Consider the following 16265-nt stretch of genomic DNA (forward strand, 5'->3'; position numbering starts at 1 on the left):
GCCTCTATGAACAAATTTTTACTGCTGGCCGCGCTACTGGCGGGTCCCGGCCTCACGCAGGCCCAGAGCTGGCAATGGGTGGCCGCCCCTACCGGTACCGGCAATGCCCGCGTATTCGCTACCGCCACTGACGCCACCGGGGCTACGGTAATTGCCGGTGACTTTACGGGCACTATTATGCTGGGCAGCACCACGCTCACCAGCGCCGGCAACCGCGACGTTTTCGTAGCCCGCCTCACCAGTGCCGGCGCCTTCACCCAGGCCGTGCGGGCCGGCGGCCCCGATGAAGACTACGCCATTGACTTGGCTCTGGACGCCAGCGGCACGGCCACCGTGCTGGGTGGCTTTTACAGCGCCACTGCCGAGTTTGGCTCTACGGTGCTGACAAAAGTTGGCCCTCCCGGCGGAGCGGAGGTGTTCGTGGCCCAGCTCGGCAGCGCCGGCACCTGGACGCGGGCCATACCGGGCGGCAGCGGCGGCGCAGCTTTCCCTTCTACGCTAGCCCTGGATGCGGCCGGGAATGCTGTGGTGGCAGGCTTTTTCTACGGCCCCAGCACGACCTTCGGCCCCACAACCCTGGCTAATATAAATACGACTGGCGCTAATGTTAGTGCCGCCGATATCTTCGTGGCCCGCCTGAGCAGCGCCGGCACCTGGACGCAGGCCGTCCGCGGCGGTGGCAACGGCGACGACCGGGCTGAAGGCGTAGCCCTGGCCGCTGATGGCACGGTGGTCGTGGTGGGCTCATTCCGGGGCCAGACGATGGGCCTGGGCACCTTCTCGCTGGTCAATGCCGACCCCAGCGGGCAGACGAACGACGTGTTTGTGGGCCGCCTGGGCGCCGCCGGTGCCTGGACCCAGGCCGTGCGGGCCGGCGGAGCGGCTGACGACCAGGCCCGCCGCCTGGCTCTTGATGCCGCGGGCAATGCCACCATCGTAGGAAGCTTTGACAGTCCGGCCATCAGCTTCGGCTCTTTCACGCTGACCAACGCCAATGCCGCCGGCACCACCTCGGATATCTTTGCCGCCCGCTTTACCCCGACCGGGACCTGGAGCCAGGCGGTGCGGGCCGGCGGGCCGGGTGCCGACCGCGCCCTGGCCGTAGCCGTCAGTGCCAATGGACAAGCCACGGTCGGGGGGTTGTTTGCTAGTCCTACTGCCTCGTTTGGCAACCTCTCGCTCAGCAATGCCGATGCTAACGGCTTCTCCCTCGACCTGTTTGTGGCCCGCCTCAATAGCGAGGGCTCGGCCTGGACCCAGGCAGTACGCGCGGGTGCCGGCAGTGACGAAGCCGTAGTGGACCTGGCGCTGACGAACTCGGGCGAGGCCACTATTGCCGGGCTCTACCTGTCGACTACAACCATCGGCTCGACGACCCTGAACTCAACTACTGCTACCGACAATACCGGCTTCGTGGCCCGTACCACAGGGCTACCCCTGGGCGTACGCCAGGCGGCCGGCACAGCCCCTCTGGCCGTGTATCCAAACCCCGCTGCAGCCGGGGCTGCCACGCTGCGGCTGGCAACGGCCACTTCGGTAGCCCAGCCCCTGGTGCTGCGCGACGCGCTGGGCCGGGTAGTACGTCAAACCACTCTGGTGGCGGGCCAGCAGGAAATACAATTGCCCACCGTGGGCCTGGCCCCCGGCGTGTACCTGGCCGAAGCCGGTCTGAGCCGCGTGCAGGTGGTCGTGGAGTAAGTAGTGCTGGCCCCTGGCTTCACCCATACTTAGGCTATGTCCAAAGCCCCGGCCCCATTGCGGGAGCCGGGGCTTTTTCGTGAGCCCGGCCCAGTCGCAACGGTAGCCTCGCCGGCCCAAAGCCGGACCGTTGGCGATGACCGGAAATTGAATAAAAATATCAAATAACCAGCGGCGCGGGCTTTTGCTGCATTATTATGTAGGATTGCGGGAATATTCTCGCACCCTAATTCTTTCTTTATGCGAATTATTACCAATTGCCTGCGTGCTGCCCTTATTGCTTCTCTGTTTACGGCGTTGCCGGCGACCGTGCAGGCGCAAAGCTGGCAGTGGGCCACGGCGGCTACTACTACCAGTAACAGCAGCAATGTTACGATTACCGCTACGGCTCTGGATGGGGCGGGCAACACCGTGGTGGCCGGCTATTTTAGTGGCACCGTCGTGCTGGGCACCATCACGCTGACCAGCACCGGCGGAATCGACGGCTTCGTGGGCCGCCTCAGCAGCACCGGAGTCTGGACCCAGGCCGTGCGCGCCGGGGGTAGCGGGGCCGCTGTGTACATCAATGCCCTGGCCCTGGATAATGCCGGCAACGCCGTAGTAGCCGGAAACTTTACCGGCTCTACCATCAGCTTTGGGACTACCACGCTTACCAATGCGGGCGGGGGCTCTACTACCGACATCTTCGTGGCTCGTCTGAGCAGCGCCGGCGCCTGGACGCAGGCCGTGCGGGCTGGCACTGCCCGCAGTGAATCGGCGGCTTCTCTGGCCCTGGATGCCGCGGGCCATGCCGTTGTAGGGGGCACTTTTTACGGTCCCACGGCCAGTTTTGGCACCACTGTGCTCACTAATGCCAGCCCCGTGAGTGCGGGCGTTGATACCGGCGACCTTTTCATTGCCCACCTCAGCCCGGCTGGCACCTGGACCCAAGTAAGTGGCGCCGGGGGCACTGATGATGACGCTCTCAATGCGCTGGCCGTCGATGCGAACGGAACGGTGAGTGCGGTGGGGTATTTCAAGAGCCCGACCATAAGTTTTGGTACTACCACGTTGGCCAATATTTTTCCCCAGGGCACGGTTAGCACAGCCTTTGTGGCCCGCCTCAGCAGCGCCGGTGCCTGGACCCAGGCCACGGCCAATACCACGGGCTCCCCTATTCCTACCGAAGTGGCAATAGATGGCAGCGGTAATACCGTCGTAGCGGGCTTTTTCTTTGGCACCACTACCGACTTTGGCCCCTTTACGCTGACCAATACCAACCCCAACGGCGCCAGCGGCGACATTTTCGTGGCCCGCCTCAACAGTAGTGGTACCTGGACCCAGGCCATCCGCGCCGGGGGCACTGATGATGACCGTAACGCGGGCCTCAGCCTCGACGCCAGCGGCAATGCTTACGTGACCGGGTCTTTTCGGGGACCTTCGGCTGCATTTGGCGCCATCACTCTTACCAACGCCAACCCAGCCAGCAATGCCAATAGCAAGACCGACATCTTTGTGGCTCGCCTGAGCACCAACAACATCTGGACCAGTGCCGTGCGAGCGGGGGGCCTTGAGAGTGAAAGCCCAACGGACATAGCCGTGAACAGCGCCAGCAACAGGGTAGTACTTACCGGGCAGTTTTCTAACCCACTGGTCATTGGGCCCTTTACGTTCCCGGCTCCGCCCAACACCACGGCCTACGTAGCCCAGTTGTCGGACCTGACGCTAGGTAGCAAGCACGCCACCGCTCAGGAACTGGTAAGTCTGACGCCCAACCCGGCCCACGGCAGCGCTCAGCTGGCTCTGCCCGCCGCCGCCAGTATCCACCCCGTACTGGTCTTCGACGCCTTAGGCCGCGAGGTGCGCCGCCAGACCGTGCCAGCACGCTCCACCACGCTTACCCTGAACGTGGCCGGCCTGACGCCCGGCCTGTACGTGGTGCGCTACGGAACAGCCACGGGTCGTTTGGTAGTCGAGTAGAACGGTCTTATCTACTTTCCAGCCCTGGCTTACCCTTGCGTGGGCCAGGGCTTTTTGTTGCCTTTTACGGAGCAGGAGTCGGCACCGCAGTTAGCAACAGGTTGATTTCGGCGGCTTCCAAGGCCAGCACGTTCAGCTCCAGCTCGGCCGGCATTCCGGTCTGCTTCTGCAGAATTTGCCGTGCTTCACTTGCAAAGGACTCCAAGCAATCCTGGCTTTTGGCCGTCGGTGGGGCGGCTTGCAGGGCCGGGAGCGTTGCCAGGCACAGTGGGACTGGGCCAAGCGGGTCTGGCAGCGGGTTAACGGCTGGGCTTTAGAACGGCTGGGCATAGAGTGACAATATTCTAGTGACACTCTTTTTGCCACCGGAATATTGGCACGAATTAGCACGGCGCCCGTCGACTCTTCACCGTCTTTGCCAAAATACCCACATGTAGGTATTGACGAAGGATAGGGCAGGCAGGACCTTTGGGCCTTCATTTAACCCCAAACCTTACCTGCCTGTGCGACACATTTATCTCTCTGTTGGCTTTGCGTTTACGTTAGGCTTATCCGCGGCTCAGGCCCAAACGCCGGCCTGGACGAGCGGCTTACAACCAACTAACCCCACCGCCACCGACGACACCGGCGCCGCGGGCGTTGGCCTGGCTGTTGATGCCAGTGGCAACCAGTACGTAGCGGGCATCCTGCAGAACGGCGCGGGCAGCGGAGCCTCCGCCACCCGCGTGTTTGGCAGCACCACTCTTACCGGGGGCTCGGGCTTTGCCAGCGGTTTTGTGGCCAAGCTTTCCCCTACCCAGCAGTGGCTCTGGGCGCTCAAGGCCACCGGCAACGGTGAAGCCCTTGCCTTTGAGCACGTCGTCGTCAATCCAGCCGGCGACACCTATGCCATTGGTGACGTAAGTGATGATCAAACAATATCGCCGAATGGGGGGACCCTGGTTACGGTGGGCTCCCTCACCTACACCACCACCAAAGCTCAGGCCTCCTTTATTACCCGCCTCAATGCCAACGGACAGCCCCAGGCGCTGATTGGGACATCCGGTACCCGGATCCTGGCCGCGGGCTGGGATGCTACGGCCGGCAACCTGGTAGTGGCTGGAGAATACTCCGGCACCGTCACGCTGGGCGGCATTACGCTGCCCGCTGCTCCTATTGCCGGTGTGTTTGTAGCCCGCCTGAATGCGGCAGGCCAGTGGGTAAGCGCCGTGGGCGCTACCTCCACCGGTACCGCCAGCAGCAGTCGTTTCGTAGTGAGCGAGGCCGCAGTGGGCCCACAGGGGCAAGTAGCGTTGGCTTTCCGCATCCGCAACGGCTCCGTGACGCTGGGTGGCACAACCGTCACCTCGACCAGTACTACCCAGGCCATAAATATTGTGGCTCAGCTCAGCGCCGCCAACCAGTGGGCGTGGGCTACGCAGGTTGCGGCCGCAGGGACTAGCTCGGTGGCCTACATTGCCAACGAACTACAATATGACCGGACGGGCAACGTGTGGCTGGCGGGTGAGGGCCTAAGCACCGGCCTGCAAATAGGCAGCACCACGGTGAACGAGGACGAATTTGTGGCCCGCCTCTCGCCCACCGGCCAGTGGGGCGCCGTAGGTACTATCGGCCACGCGGGCAGCGCTAATGGCGCTACCAATACGGAGGCCCTGGCTGTCGATGCGCAAGGCAACGCCGTTATGGTCGGCAATATGCCCAATGCCATTACCTACACGTTTGGCACGCGTACCCTGGTCAACCCCACCGCCGGTCGGAATTTTGTGGCCCGCTTCAACCCGACCACGCAAAGTTGGGACTATGCCCAGCTCACCCCGTCCGTTAGCACGAATGGCGAATTCACTTTCGGAGCTATTGCGCTGGATGTTGCCGGAAACATGTTTGCCACGGGTGACTTTCTGGGCTCCATCACCTTTGGGGCGAATACCCTGACTTACCCGGCTTCTTTCGGCAGCAATGCCTTCGTAGCCAAGCTCAGCAACGCGGGCCTGCCGCTGGGTGTGCGCCAGGTGGCGGGTGTAGCGCCACTGGCCCTCTACCCAAACCCGGCTGCCGCGGGTACCTTTGCTACCCTGCGTCTGTCCTCGTCTACGAGCACTGCGTTGCCGGTAACCCTGCGCGACGCGCTGGGCCGGGCCGTACGCACCAGCACGGTTCTGGCTGGTCAGCAGGAAGCCCGGCTGGCCACGGCTGGCTTGGCCCCGGGCCTCTACCTACTGGAGGCGGGCGCGCAGCGGGCCCAGTTAGTAGTGCAATAACGGTATCGGCCCGCTGCCATTACCAGTAAGAAGCCCCGGTTCACCCTCGTGTGAGCCGGGGCTTTTTGTGCGTGCTCCGCCAGTTACGAGGCCTTCAGAATGTCTGATTACTGAACGGGCAACGGGACTCAACGAGGATTTAGGGTGGTTGGTCGGGTAAAGGGGGCTGCCAAGAGGGAAACAGCGCTGTAGCTCTTTTTCCACATTGCTAAAAACCTATTTTTATCCGGAATTACCCAACTCTCGTCCTGCCCGCATCCTATGCAACCCGACTCGTACACGCGTATTGCCGCTACCATTGCGGAAGTGGCCGCCACTGCCGATTTCTACCCCGGCGTTGTTATCGTTCACAACCTTCGCACCCAGTGCGTGGAGTACATGTCGCGCCCGGGGCTGCAGCTGCTGCGCACCACCCTAGCCGAGCTCATTGCCATGGGGCCCGAGTACCACTCCCGCTTTTTCAACCAGCAGGAGTCGGCCGAGTATGTGCCTAAAATAATGGCGTTGCTGGAGCAGAACGACCTGAACCAAATCGTGACCTTTTTCCAGCAGGTGCGCACCACCCAAAGCCCCGACTGGAGCTGGTACATGAGCTCAATCCGAATTCTGCTGCGCGGCGACGACGGCCTGCCCCTGCTGGGGTTGTGCTTTGCCTGCCCCATCGACCCGACCAGCTCGGTGTCTATCAAGGCGACCCGGCTGCTGGAGGAAAACAATTTTCTGCGTAAAAACCACAGCAAGTTCGGGCAGCTCACCAAGCGTGAGTGCGAAGTGCTGCGCTACCTGGCCCTGGGCCGCAGCGCCCCGGAGATTTCGCAAACGCTGTTTATTTCGGTGCAAACGGCCGAAACCCACCGCCGCAACATCAAGCAGAAACTCAACCTCGAATCGGGCTACGACCTGGTGCAGTACGCCCAGGCCTTCGACCTGATTTGAGCCGGGCACCCAACGCGGGCGGGCCGGGTATGCTTTTATCCCTGAAAGCCTGCTAATTTTGGCCCCCATCTGCTTCTGAATTCCTCATGCCCGAACTAAACGGCATCCTTGTTCATCCCGACTGCCGCCATTTCCGCGGTGATGTTCCCTGCCGCCCCAACAAAGAGCACGGCTACCAGTGCGCCGGCTGCCCCGAGTATGCCCCCGTACAGCAGCGGATTCTTATCATCAAGCTTGGGGCCATCGGCGACGTTATCCGGACTACGCCCTTGCTGCGCCGCCTGCGCCAAGAGTATCCGCAGGCCAAGATTACCTGGCTGACCCACACGCCGGCCATTCTGCCCGCCGGGGCCATCGACGAGATTCTGAAGCTGGAGCTGACCAGCGTGCTACACCTGCAGGCCCGGGAATTTGACCTCCTGCTGAACCTGGACAAGGACAAGGAAGCCTGCGCCCTGCACGACACGATTCGGGCCACCCGTAAGTTTGGCTATACCCTGCTGCCCAACGGTGTGGCCTGGCCCAGCAACGAGCTGGCCAACCACAAGTTCCTCACAGGCGTGTTCGACGAATTGAGTCAGCTCAATCAAAAACCTTACGTGCAGGAAATCTTCGAGCTCTGCGGCTTCGAGTTCCAGCATGAGGAGTACGTTTTCGACACCCACCAGGACAAAGGCTACAACTGGAGCAACCTGCCCACCGGCAAGCCCCGCATCGGCCTCAACACCGGCTGCGGCGACCGGTGGACGACGCGTTTGTGGTCGGATGAGAAATGGCTGAGCCTGATTACCCAGCTCCAACAGGCCGGCTACGTCCCGGTATTGCTAGGCGGTGCGGCCGAAGACGAGCGCAACCAGCGCCTGCACGCGGCCACCGGCGCCGCCTACCTGGGCACCTTCCCGCTGGAGCAGTTCATCAACCTGATGTACCAGATGGACGGCATCGTGACCCAGGTGACGATGGCCATGCACATCAGCATTGCTCTGCAAAAGCCCACGGTGCTGATGAACAACATCTTCAATCCCTACGAATTCGACCTTTACGGCCGGGGCCAGCTCGTGCAGCCCGACCGGCAGTGTGTGTGCTTCTACCGCGGCACCTGCAAACTGGGCACCAGCTGTATGGAAGACTTACCGGCCGAAAAGGTATTTGCGGCGGTGCAGGCCAGCGTGCCAGTGTAGTGTCGAACCTTCTTGCCAGCTATCCTTGCGAGGCGCTAGCCGAAGCCATCCGTCTTTGCTAGTGACAAACGTTCTTTTACCAGAAAGCCCTTTCTCGTTATTACGGGAAAGGGCTTTTCACTTAAGGCAGCGCAGCACATTTTAGAGGACGGATGGCTTCGGTCTGCTCGCAATGCCAGAGGGAGGGATGTAATTTCTACCCCGCCACGGCTTTCAGGGCAGCCACCATCTCACTCCACGAAAACTCTTTCTTCTTGGCCCATACGCCCGCGGCCAGTTCCGATTCGCGCTGGTGTTCATAGAAGTCCACCAGGGCGTCGGCAATGGCTTTGGGGGTGGGCTTCACCACGTAGCCCACTTCACCGTCGGGAATCAGCTCGGCCAGGCCGCCTACGTCGGTAACCAGCATGGGCCGCTCGAAGTGGTAGGCAATCTGCGATACGCCGCTCTGGGTGGCGTTTTTGTAAGGCTGCACCACCATGTCGGCCGCGCAGAAGTAGTCGGCTACTTTCTCGTTGGGAATAAAATCGGTGGCGCGCACCAGGCGGCTTTCTAAATTGTGCTGCTTGATTAGGGCTTCGTAAGGAGCCGCGTCTTCGTAGTACTCGCCGGCAATGATGAGCTTGACGGGCAACTGCTGCAGACGCGGGTCGGCAAAGGCTTCCAGCAGAATGTCCAGCCCTTTGTAGGCCCGGATAAAGCCGAAAAATAGCAGATAGCCGTATTTCGGGTCCAGGCCCAACCCCTGCAAAGCCACTGGCTTGGCTTTCAACGCCCCGAAGTTGTCGTAGAGCGGGTGGGGCTGGTACTGGGCCGGCTGCTTAAAGTGCAGGCGGCGCAAATCGGCCAGCACCGCGCGCGACATCGTGACGAAGCCGTGGCAGGCCGAGAGGAAATAGCGCGTAAGGGGCCGGTCGCCAGGGCGCTTTTCGTGCGGAATTACGTTGTCGGTGATGGCCACGACACGGGTGTGGCGGTTGCGGCGGATACGGCGGGCAATGTAGCCCAGGGCCGGGCCCATAAACGGCAGCCAGAAGCGGAATATAATTAGGTCGGGCTTCTCACGCCGCAGCTTCTCGCCCGCTTTCCACCACGACACGGGGTTCACCGAGTTGATGCTGACCTCAATATCGAGGTCCGTGGGACCGGCTTCGGTACTGAACTGGGTTTGGCCCGGAAACAAAAAATCAGGGTATTGCAGGCTGAACGTGACGATGCGCACCTCGTCGCCGGCCTCACGAAAAGCCCGGGCCAGCCGCTCGTTGTACGTAGCAAGGCCACCCCGCAGCGGGTAAGCCGGACCGATGATGACGACGCGTGCCACGAGAAGTTAGTCAGGTAAGTTGATTTTGTCCCGAATCAGGTAGTCGTTGCGACGCGGGCCGTTGAGCTGCACCATTTCGGCCAGAAAACCTGCCAGGAACAGCTGCATACCCACAATAACGGCTACCAGGGCCAGGAAGAAAAGCGGCTGGTCGGTCACGTCGCGGGCCCGCAGGTTCTGATTGGCCAGGTATATTTTCTCAATGACCAGCCACAGCGTAATGAGCATGCCCACCAAGAAAGACACCGAGCCCAGGGTGCCAAAGAAGTGCATGGGCCGCCGCCGAAACCGGCTCACGAAGGTAATGGACATCAAATCCAGGAAGCCGTACACGAACCGCTCCAGCCCAAATTTGGTCACGCCGTACTTGCGCTCCTGGTGCTGCACGGCCTTTTCGCCAATACGCCCAAAGCCGTTCCACTTGGCAATGACCGGGATGTAACGGTGCATTTCGCCATACACCTCGATGCCCTTGACCACGCGCTGGTCGTAGGCTTTCAGGCCGCAGTTGAAGTCGTGCAGGCTGATGCCCGAAATCCAGCGCGTGGCACCGTTGAAGAGCTTGGTCGGAATGGTTTTGCTCAACGGGTCGTAGCGCTTCTTTTTCCAGCCGCTCACCAGGTCGTAGCGTTCCTCTACTATCATGCGGTAGAGTTCGGGTAGCTCCTCAGGCGAGTCCTGCAGGTCGGCGTCCATGGTGCACACCACCCGGCCGGTTGTTTCCCGGAAACCCGTGTTTAGGGCCGCCGACTTACCGTAGTTGCGGTTAAACCGGATGCCGCGCAGGTGCGAATCGGTTTGGGATAATTCTTCAATAACGTCCCAGGAAGCATCAGTCGAGCCATCGTCAATCAGAATCACCTCGTAGCTCAGCCCGTGCTGGGTCAGCACCCGATTGATCCAGCGCGTGAGCTCCGGTAAGGATTCGGCTTCGTTAAGCAGGGGAATAACAATGGACAGCTCAACCGGAAACTGGGACGACAAACGCTTAGTCAAACTCGGGTCGTTTATGCTTGGTGAAAATGGTCACGATCAGGCCAGGAATAAGCCCGATGAAAGCTCCCGCCATGGCGCCTTTACCAATTTGCAGCGGCGACTTAACCTTTTCGTCGCTCATATCGGCCAGGCTTTTCTCGATCTGCTCTTCCTGCACACCAGGCATAGAGCTCATCCAGGCCTCAAAGTCTGTGCGCATCCGCAACGGGTAATCAGTATCGATGAAGTTGACGTAGACAAAGTTGAAAATGCCCGACAACAGACCCGCAATCAGAGAGAGCACCAACACAATCAGCATACCTTGCCCATAGGTCATAAAGCTCTGGTTCTGCTGCTTGAAAAAGCGGTGCGCCAGCACAATGCCCAGAACATAGACCAGAATGCTGGCACTCATGTAAATGGAGTACTTAAAAGAAAGCTCGGTGGCGCGCAGAATAAAATCGACAATAATCCAGAGCAGGCCGGTAATCAGGCCGTAGCGCACCCCAACCGCAACGGGGGAAACGGGAGTAGCAGTAGTTTCCATGTGGTAGTAATTGGTGAAAGATTGGACAAGTGAAAGTTATTTGCGCAGGAAAACACCGACCGGAATTGCGACAAGGATGCCTAATACTAGCTTTTTGAAGAATTCATCTACTCCAAAAGCAGCAGGGGTCCGAGCCAAGTCTTTTAACATAGCTGCGTGTTGTTGTAAGCCATTTGGCTGCTTGAGATACAGTGGCTTCGCAGCTATTATTACTTGTCTTGCTTCCGTTAAATATTCCTCAATAAGAATTGGGTCTGCATTCTTAGCAAACATATACAAGCTAACTCCCGCTAATGCTGCAGCAATAAGAGTAGTTAGGACTCCTACTCCTATTGCTTTCAGCAATCCTGGCCCTTGATCATAATAGCGGCGAAGCCATATTTGGCTAACTATTGCTGCTATAGGAGGAAAAAAGTCGGAGAACGTCCTTTTAGGGCCGTACGGGTTATTATGTGTGTAGTAAAGGAAAAGCACCCACAGGAAGCACAATAAGGCGGTAATTACGCCGCAAATGGCAGCTGTGCGTAATACTACTGGACGTGAAAGAGGAGCTGTCTTTTCCAAAACTAAGTAAGCGTAATAAGTGCGGCAAGATAGAGGACTTTGGGTAAACTACCCGCCTACGCTGTTACTGCTGCCACTGGCTGAGGCTTGCGGCTGCCCATAAAACGCAGCAGCAGCACTTCAGCCAGCAGGCAACCCAAGGCCAGCAGTAAGCAGTAGCGCCACAACGGGGTGCCTACGCGCTGAGCCTTGTAATGCGCGGCCACCGAGCGGTCGGTGCCACCTTCGTACACCTGAATATTGGGCTGATTCGGGCCAATCAGCTGCCGGAGCTCTGCCGCAGAATAGTAGGCCAGCTCCGATTCTGCTTTGTCCAGGTTCAAAGCCAGCGTTGTCAGCACCTTATTGTTATACACTACTTCATAAAAGCCGGGCTCCTGCACCACAGCCGGCAGCGTCAGCCGCAAGCTGCCGCCTTCCCAACGCTGAGCCGGAATAACCGTCAAACTATCCCTGCGCAAGCTCACTACCGGCTCATCGCGCTGCCCGGAGCCCTGCTGCACTGGTATTCCTAAGGCAATAGTGTTCTGGTTTAAACGGTAGGCCAAGCGCTGCTCCGACCGGTAGCTACGCATTGCTAAACGGTACATGACGGGCACAAACAGTGCGTGCTGGGTGAAATTAGAATAAGTTGGGCCAAACGGGGCGGAAAACAAGTACACATTACCTTTCCCACTGGAAAATCCAGCTAGGAATCCATCTCCGCTGCGCATTTTCAGCACGTCAGTTCCCGAACGGGACCATCGCAGCACAGGAGCCACTTTAGGCATCACCGCCCGCTGGTTCGAGGCGCTAAACACATCCTGAAAAAACGGATTCTGGAGCGCTGGTGCCGCCACGTCCTGCAATACCGATGCCGCCCCTGGGTTCACCTGCCACTGCACCCCACCAATTCCCAGATTGGTAAGCAGGCGCGTGTACTCAGCTTGGGCATCTGGCCCTGCTACCGGCGGCACTATCACCAGCGTAGCGCCTTGGTTCACGGCCCGCACCAAGTTTTCCCGGAGCGCATTGCTAATCTTGGGCATCTCCTCCAGAATAATGAGGTTGGCCGCGTTTAACCGGCTATAATCCAGGTTCTGGTTGCTGCTGGCAAATGCAAACATCGCCTCATTACGGTATACGCGCCCCACAGCCGTTTCCTGCGGTCCCGCCAGATTCAGAATGCCAATCTGGGGCGAGGTCTGCAGCGTGAAAAAGTAGGTATTATCAAAGGTTACTGGCAGATCTTCTACTTCAACCCGGCACTGCTGCAGAGCGGGACTATCCAGCCGTACTCTAACTGCACTGGTCGTACTCGCGTGAGCACCAATAGCAGTTCGAAATGCCGCCACCTGCCGATTGCCAACAAAGATTTTAACCTGACAATCCGTGGCAGCCTGCGTGCCACCATTGCGCAACCGAACCCGTAACCCAATATCAGAACCCGAGCGCACAAATGCATCGTCCAGCAGCACACTGTCCACGTACACGTTTGCCGTTTGCTTTCCCCGCAAAGGCACCAAATAGGTTTGATTTAACGTATCCGCTTTGAGAGCCTGGGCACTGAACGAGTTCCTTTGGAAATCTGAGAAGATGAATGTTTGCCGTATACCGGCTGCGCGTTGCGCTCTATCCACCAAAGTATTTATGCTCTTTGCTTGCCCCGATATGCCTGCTTGCTGCAAGGTGGTTTGGAAAGCATTGGCAGTTAATAAAGAATTTGAAGCCGTCGGGAATAAATAACGTGCAGAAGCAGGATACGCCGTTGGCAGCTGATCAGCCTGCTCAATAGCCTGCTCAAAAAGAGCCTGCCCATCCTCCCCTTCCACGGCCATGCTCGGTGAAGCATCAAGAATAGTTGTTACCACACCACCCGGCGACTGGCCTTGCTCTGGTGCCGGTATATAAGGCAGACAAAACAACAGCACTAGAAAAGCTATAAAGCCAATCCGGGCTGCTAATATTAGTAAGTGCTTAAGCTTACGCTGACGAGCCGTTACCAGCTTTATCTCCCGGATAAAGCTCACATTAGTGAACAATACACGCTGGGGCCGACGCAGCTCAAAGAAGTGTATTGCAATAGGAATGCCTACAGCCAGCAGTCCCAGTAAAAACCACGGATAAGTTAATGCCATCAGGTACCTGGAATAAGTCTGTGAATGTAACAACCAAAGACACCACACTTACTCATTACATGCAGCAATTTCCTTTTAAAAAAGGGTAAACGCTTAAAATGGCAGCCCGAAAATCGCCTCGAAACAATAAACAAAATTGATTTTAGCACATATATCATCCCTAAGGATATAGGGAGCGTCACGTCTTTCTACCGCGCCTTCCACGGGTTCGGCAGCGGGCTGGCCGGGGCGGGTGGGCCTCAAACGAGAACACCCCCTCGCAGCCCGAAGTCGCGAGGGGGTGTTGCTAAAAAAAGGTTGGCGGCGACCGACTCTCCCACCGATGAAGGTAGTACCATAGGCGCTACGGGGCTTAACTGCTCTGTTCGGAATGGGAAGAGGTGAACACCCGTGCTAAAGCCACCATTACTGGTGTCCATGCAGGTTTGCATAGTCAATAACGTTGACGCAGGAAACGGGTAAGAAGAAAGAAGCAGAACTGGGTTTACTAGAAGCGCTCGAGTCATTAGTACTGCTCGGCTCGGCCATTTCGGACCTTCGACCTGCAGCCTATCAACGTGGTAGTCTACCACGACTCTTATTATGGGAGATCTCATCTTGAGGTGAGTTTCGCACTTAGATGCTTTCAGCGCTTATCTCATCCCAGCGTCGCTACCCGGCGCTGCAACTGGCGTCACAACCGGTGCACGAGCGGCTGGTCCAACTCGGTCCTCTCGTACTAAAGTCAGGTCCTCTCAAATCTCCAACGCCCACCACAGATAGGGACCGAACTGTCTCACGACGTTCTGAACCCAGCTCGCGTGCCACTTTAATCGGCGAACAGCCGAACCCTTGGGACCTTCTCCAGCCCCAGGACGTGACGAGCCGACATCGAGGTGCCAAACCTCCCCGTCGATATGAGCTCTTGGGGGAGATCAGCCTGTTATCCCCGGCGTACCTTTTATCCTTTGAGCGATGGCCCTTCCATGCGGAACCACCGGATCACTATATCCGTCTTTCGACCCTGCTCGGCTTGTAGGCCTCACAGTCAAGCTCACTTATGCTATTGCGCTCTGCGTACGGTTACCAAGCGTACTGAGTGAACCTTTGAAAGCCTCCGATACTTTTTTGGAGGCGACCACCCCAGTCAAACTACCCACCAGACACTGTTTCCCGATTAGAGATTAGGCGCCAAGCAACACAAGGGTGGTATTTCAACGTTGACTCCACGATGGCTAGCGCCACCGCTTCATAGTCTCCCACCTATCCTACACATGTGTTACCCAGCGTCAATGTCAAGCTATAGTAAAGGTGCACGGGGTCTTTCCGTCCCGTGGCGGGTACTCGGCATCTTCACCGAGACTACAATTTCACCGAGCTCACGGCTGAGACAGCGCCCAAATCGTTACACCATTCGTGCAGGTCGGAACTTACCCGACAAGGAATTTCGCTACCTTAGGACCGTTATAGTTACGGCCGCCGTTTACCGGGGCTTCGATTCAAACCTTCGCCTTGCGACTAAGTTCCCCTCTTAACCTTCCGGCACCGGGCAGGTGTCAGACCTTATACTTCCTCTTGCGAGTTCGCAAAGTCATGTGTTTTTGTTAAACAGTCGCTTGGGCCTTTTCACTGCGGCTTCTCCATCGCTGGAGGAAGCGTCCCTTCTCCCGAAGTTACAGGACCATTTTGCCGAGTTCCTTGGCCGTGATTCACTCGAGCACCTCAGGATTCTCTCCTTGACTACCTGTGTCGGTTTGCGGTACGGGTTACTCACGAATTAAAACGCTTAGCAGGTTTTCTTGGCAGTCTGATTAGGTACACTATCCCGTTGGCCGAAGCCGCCAGGTACTATCGTGGTTCAGCAAAGAAGGCGTACTTGACTACCCTCTCTATACCTACACACTTTAACGGGCACTTCCGTCCGCCCGCGGTACTTTCACTTCTGCGTCACTGCATCACTCTCGTAAGTAAGTGCTGGAATATCAACCAGCTGTCCATCGACGTAGCCTTTCGGCGTGGCCTTAGGTCCCGACTAACCCTGATCCGATTAGCGTTGATCAGGAAACCTTAGTCTATCGGTGGGCGGGTTTCTCACCCGCCTTATCGTTACTCATGCCTACATTTGCTTTTCTGGCCGCTCCAGCATCCCTGACAGGACACCTTCACCGCTGACCAGAATGCTCCCCTACCACTTACGCATAAGCGTAAATCCATTGCTTCGGTACCGGACTTGATGCCCGCGTATTATCGATGCCCTCTCGCTCGACCAGTGAGCTGTTACGCACTCTTTAAAGGAATGGCTGCTTCCAAGCCAACCTCCTGGCTGTCAAAGCAAGTGGACCTCCTTTGTTCAACTTAGTCCGGATTTAGGGACCTTAGCAGATGGTCTGGGTTCTTTCCCTCTCGGCCTGGGACCTTAGCACCCCAAGCCTCACTGCCGGCTATATTACTAGGCATTCGGAGTTCGTCAGGATTCGGTAGGCTATGACACCCCCTAGTCCTATCGGTAGCTCTACCTCCTAGTAACTCAACGCCGACGCTGTACCTAAATACATTTCGGGGAGTACGAGCTATTTCTCAGTTTGATTGGCCTTTCACCCCTACCCACAAGTCATCCAAATCCTTTTCAACGGAAACTGGTTCGGACCTCCAGTTGGTTTTACCCAACCTTCATCCTGCTCATGGGTAGATCACAAAGTTTCGCGTCTACCTCCTCTGACTCTGCGC

The 16265-nt window shown here is 58.0% G+C and carries 11 protein-coding genes and 2 rRNA genes (1 of these 13 only partly in view); 5 read left to right on the forward strand and 8 right to left on the reverse strand.

The features are described 5' to 3' along the window. The first annotated feature begins 6 nt into the window (after window positions 1-6). Window positions 7-1698, forward strand: a complete 1692-nt coding sequence (locus tag MUN80_RS23055) for a T9SS type A sorting domain-containing protein (RefSeq protein ID WP_244716758.1) — start codon at window positions 7-9, stop codon at window positions 1696-1698. Between the two features lie 240 nt (window positions 1699-1938). Further along, the gene (locus MUN80_RS23060; protein WP_244716760.1) at window positions 1939-3657 is read left to right on the forward strand and encodes a T9SS type A sorting domain-containing protein; all 1719 of its coding nucleotides are present in this window, start codon (window positions 1939-1941) and stop codon (window positions 3655-3657) included. 64 nt (window positions 3658-3721) lie between these two features. On the opposite strand, the gene MUN80_RS23065 is transcribed toward MUN80_RS23060, so the two are convergent. Next, window positions 3722-3862, reverse strand: coding sequence for a hypothetical protein (locus MUN80_RS23065; RefSeq protein WP_244716762.1), 141 nt, complete (start codon window positions 3860-3862; stop codon window positions 3722-3724). A gap of 298 nt (window positions 3863-4160) precedes the next feature. On the opposite strand from MUN80_RS23065, the gene MUN80_RS23070 reads away from it, so the two are divergent. From MUN80_RS23070 to MUN80_RS23080, 3 genes are all read left to right on the forward strand, one after another. Further along, the gene (locus MUN80_RS23070) at window positions 4161-5915 is read left to right on the forward strand and encodes a T9SS type A sorting domain-containing protein (protein ID WP_244716764.1); all 1755 of its coding nucleotides are present in this window, start codon (window positions 4161-4163) and stop codon (window positions 5913-5915) included. A 261-nt stretch (window positions 5916-6176) separates the two neighbouring features. Further along, complete coding sequence (locus MUN80_RS23075; protein ID WP_244716766.1) at window positions 6177-6851, forward strand: response regulator transcription factor; 675 nt, start codon at window positions 6177-6179, stop codon at window positions 6849-6851. A gap of 86 nt (window positions 6852-6937) precedes the next feature. After that, the gene (locus MUN80_RS23080) at window positions 6938-8032 is read left to right on the forward strand and encodes a glycosyltransferase family 9 protein (RefSeq protein ID WP_244716768.1); all 1095 of its coding nucleotides are present in this window, start codon (window positions 6938-6940) and stop codon (window positions 8030-8032) included. A 196-nt stretch (window positions 8033-8228) separates the two neighbouring features. On the opposite strand, the gene MUN80_RS23085 is transcribed toward MUN80_RS23080, so the two are convergent. From MUN80_RS23085 to MUN80_RS23115, 7 genes are all read right to left on the reverse strand, one after another. Then, window positions 8229-9356 (reverse strand): glycosyltransferase, encoded by a 1128-nt coding sequence (locus tag MUN80_RS23085; RefSeq protein ID WP_244716770.1) that lies wholly within the window; start codon window positions 9354-9356, stop codon window positions 8229-8231. Window positions 9357-9362: 6 nt separating this feature from the next. Further along, window positions 9363-10352: a glycosyltransferase family 2 protein gene (locus MUN80_RS23090; RefSeq protein ID WP_244716772.1), complete on the reverse strand. Its 990-nt coding sequence runs from the start codon at window positions 10350-10352 to the stop codon at window positions 9363-9365. Then, window positions 10345-10878, reverse strand: a complete 534-nt coding sequence (locus MUN80_RS23095; protein WP_244716775.1) for a DUF4199 domain-containing protein — start codon at window positions 10876-10878, stop codon at window positions 10345-10347. The genes MUN80_RS23090 and MUN80_RS23095 overlap by 8 nt, the downstream gene beginning before the upstream one ends. Window positions 10879-10914: 36 nt before the next feature. Continuing rightward, window positions 10915-11442 carry a DUF4199 domain-containing protein gene (locus MUN80_RS23100; RefSeq protein ID WP_244716777.1) on the reverse strand — a complete coding sequence of 176 codons (528 nt, stop codon included), beginning with the start codon at window positions 11440-11442 and terminating at the stop codon, window positions 10915-10917. A 56-nt stretch (window positions 11443-11498) separates the two neighbouring features. Next, window positions 11499-13559, reverse strand: coding sequence for a BatA domain-containing protein (locus tag MUN80_RS23105; protein ID WP_244716779.1), 2061 nt, complete (start codon window positions 13557-13559; stop codon window positions 11499-11501). 295 nt (window positions 13560-13854) lie between these two features. Then, window positions 13855-13966: ribosomal RNA gene (gene rrf, locus MUN80_RS23110) — 5S ribosomal RNA — on the reverse strand. Window positions 13967-14044: 78 nt separating this feature from the next. Further along, window positions 14045-16265 (reverse strand): 23S ribosomal RNA (locus MUN80_RS23115); it runs 684 nt beyond the window's last position.

Source organism: Hymenobacter cellulosivorans (assembly GCF_022919135.1).
GTDB lineage: Bacteria > Bacteroidota > Bacteroidia > Cytophagales > Hymenobacteraceae > Hymenobacter > Hymenobacter cellulosivorans.

Bases quoted from the DNA above. Each gene is read 5' to 3' on its own strand.
- MUN80_RS23055 (WP_244716758.1), top strand. From the start codon at position 7: ATGAACAAATTTTTACTGCTGGCCGCGCTACTGGCGGGTCCCGGCCTC.
- MUN80_RS23060 (WP_244716760.1), top strand. From the start codon at position 1,939: ATGCGAATTATTACCAATTGCCTGCGTGCTGCCCTTATTGCTTCTCTG.
- MUN80_RS23075 (WP_244716766.1), top strand. From the start codon at position 6,177: ATGCAACCCGACTCGTACACGCGTATTGCCGCTACCATTGCGGAAGTG.
- MUN80_RS23080 (WP_244716768.1), top strand. From the start codon at position 6,938: ATGCCCGAACTAAACGGCATCCTTGTTCATCCCGACTGCCGCCATTTC.
- MUN80_RS23095 (WP_244716775.1), bottom strand. From the start codon at position 10,878: ATGGAAACTACTGCTACTCCCGTTTCCCCCGTTGCGGTTGGGGTGCGC.
- MUN80_RS23105 (WP_244716779.1), bottom strand. From the start codon at position 13,559: ATGGCATTAACTTATCCGTGGTTTTTACTGGGACTGCTGGCTGTAGGC.